This is a genomic window from Roseovarius aestuariivivens (assembly GCF_004761875.1).
Classification (GTDB): Bacteria; Pseudomonadota; Alphaproteobacteria; order Rhodobacterales; family Rhodobacteraceae; genus Roseovarius; species Roseovarius aestuariivivens.
Window position 1 is genome coordinate 1 of sequence record NZ_SJEY01000030.1, and the last position, 2,150, is coordinate 2,150.

The 2,150-nt window shown below is 64.4% G+C and carries 2 protein-coding genes; both read right to left on the reverse strand.

From position 1 onward, the window contains the following. Positions 1-16 precede the first annotated feature (16 nt). Entirely contained in the window at positions 17-898 is an 882-nt protein-coding gene (sucD, locus tag EZV60_RS18890; protein ID WP_135507624.1) for a succinate--CoA ligase subunit alpha, read from the reverse strand. 58 nt (positions 899-956) lie between these two features. Beyond that, entirely contained in the window at positions 957-2,150 is a 1,194-nt protein-coding gene (gene sucC, locus EZV60_RS18895) for an ADP-forming succinate--CoA ligase subunit beta (RefSeq protein WP_135507626.1), read from the reverse strand.

Genomic DNA, 2,150 nt, shown 5'->3' on the forward strand with positions numbered 1-2,150 from the left:
TCGGCTTGATTTCTTCTTACCCGATTGCTTTGAGGACGGCTTCTCCGAGGCCTGCGGGGCTTTCGGCGACTGTGATGCCTGCGGATTTCATGGCTTCGATCTTGTCGTCGGCGCCGCCTTTGCCGCCGGCGACGATGGCGCCGGCGTGGCCCATGCGGCGGCCCGGGGGGGCGGTGCGCCCGGCGATGAAGCCGGCGACGGGCTTCTTGCGGCCCTTCTTGGCCTCGTCTTTCAGGAACTGAGCGGCCTCTTCTTCGGCTGAGCCGCCGATCTCGCCGATCATGATAATCGATTCCGTCTCGTCATCGGCCAGGAACCATTCCAGCACGTCGATATGCTCGGTGCCTTTGATGGGGTCGCCGCCGATGCCCACGCAGGTCGACTGGCCTAGCCCGACGTCGCTCGTCTGCTTGACCGCCTCGTAGGTCAGCGTGCCGGAGCGCGAGACCACGCCGACCGAGCCGCGCTTGTGGATATGGCCGGGCATGATGCCGATCTTGCAGGCGTCCGGCGTGATGATGCCGGGGCAGTTGGGGCCGATCAGCACCGATGTGCTGTCCATCAGCGCGCGCTTGACGCGCATCATGTCGAGCACCGGGATGCCTTCGGTGATGCAGACGATCAGCGGCATTTCGGCGTCGATCGCCTCGAGGATACTGTCCGCGGCGAAGGGCGGGGGCACGTAGATGACGGACGCGTTGGCGCCGGTCTCGTGCATGGCCTCGTGGACCGAGTTGTAGACCGGCAGGTCGAGATGGGTCTGCCCGCCTTTGCCCGGCGTGACGCCGCCGACCATTTGCGTGCCATAGGCGATGGCCTGTTCGGTGTGGAAGGTGCCCTGGGAGCCTGTCAGGCCCTGGCAGATGACTTTGGTGTTCTTGTCGACGAGGACGGCCATGGTGGCGTTCTCCTTAATACATTCTTCGGGAAGGTGGGCTAAACCCCACCCTACGGGTTCAGCCCCTGACCGCTTTGACGATCTTCTCGGCGCCGTCGCGCAGGTCGTCGGCGGCGATGACGTCGAGGCCGGAGGTGTTGATGATCTCCTTGCCCTTCTCCACGTTCGTGCCTTCGAGCCGGACCACGAGGGGCACTTGCAGGCCCACTTCCTTGACCGCCGCGACCACGCCCTCGGCGATCACGTCACAGCGCATGATGCCGCCGAAGATGTTCACGAGGATGCCCTTCACCTGCGGATCCGAGGTGATGATCTTGAACGCCTCGGTGACCTTGTCCTTGGTCGCGCCGCCGCCCACGTCGAGGAAGTTCGCCGGCTCGGCCCCGTAAAGCTTGATGATGTCCATCGTCGCCATGGCAAGCCCCGCGCCGTTGACCATGCAGCCGATCTCGCCGTCGAGCGCGATGTAGTTGAGGTCATACTTCGACGCCTCGAGCTCCTTGGGGTCCTCCTCGGAGGTGTCGCGCAGCTCGGCGATGTCGGCGTGGCGGTAGATGGCGTTGGAGTCAAAGCCCATCTTCGCGTCGAGGCACTTCAGATCGCCGCCTTCGGTCAGGATGAGCGGGTTGATCTCCAGCATCTCCATGTCCTTGTCCAGGAACATCTGGTAGAGCGTGCCCATCAGTTTGACGCATTGCTTCACGGCCTGGCCTTCAAGACCCAGCATGAAGGCGATGCGGCGGCCGTGGAAGGGCTGGTAGCCCGTCGCGGGATCGACCGAGAAGCTCAGGATCTTTTCGGGGGTCGATTCGGCCACTTCCTCGATATCCATGCCGCCCTCGGTGGAGGCCACGAAGCTCACGCGGGATGTGGCGCGGTCCACGAGCAAGGCGAGGTAGAACTCCTTGGCGATGGCAGCCCCCTCTTCGATATAGATGCGGCCCACCTGCTTGCCGGCGTCGCCGGTCTGCTTGGTCACCAGCGTGCGGCCCAGCATGCGCTTGGCCTCGTCCGCGGCTTCCGAGACCGACTTGGCGATGCGCACCCCGCCCGCGTCGCCCGCGCCCTCTTCCTTGAAATGACCCTTGCCGCGCCCGCCGGCGTGGATCTGCGCCTTCACGACCCAGACCGGACCGTCAAGCTCCCCCGCCGCAGACTTCGCCTCCTCCGCGCGTAAAACAACACGCCCGTCAGAAACCGGCGCACCATAAGACCGAAGCAAAGACTTCGCCTGATACTCGTGGATGTTCAT

What these genes read in the sequence shown, in the direction of transcription:
- sucD (WP_135507624.1), bottom strand. Translation starts at nt 898, where the DNA reads ATGGCCGTCCTCGTCGACAAGAACACCAAAGTCATCTGCCAGGGCCTG.
- sucC (WP_135507626.1), bottom strand. Translation starts at nt 2,150, where the DNA reads ATGAACATCCACGAGTATCAGGCGAAGTCTTTGCTTCGGTCTTATGGT.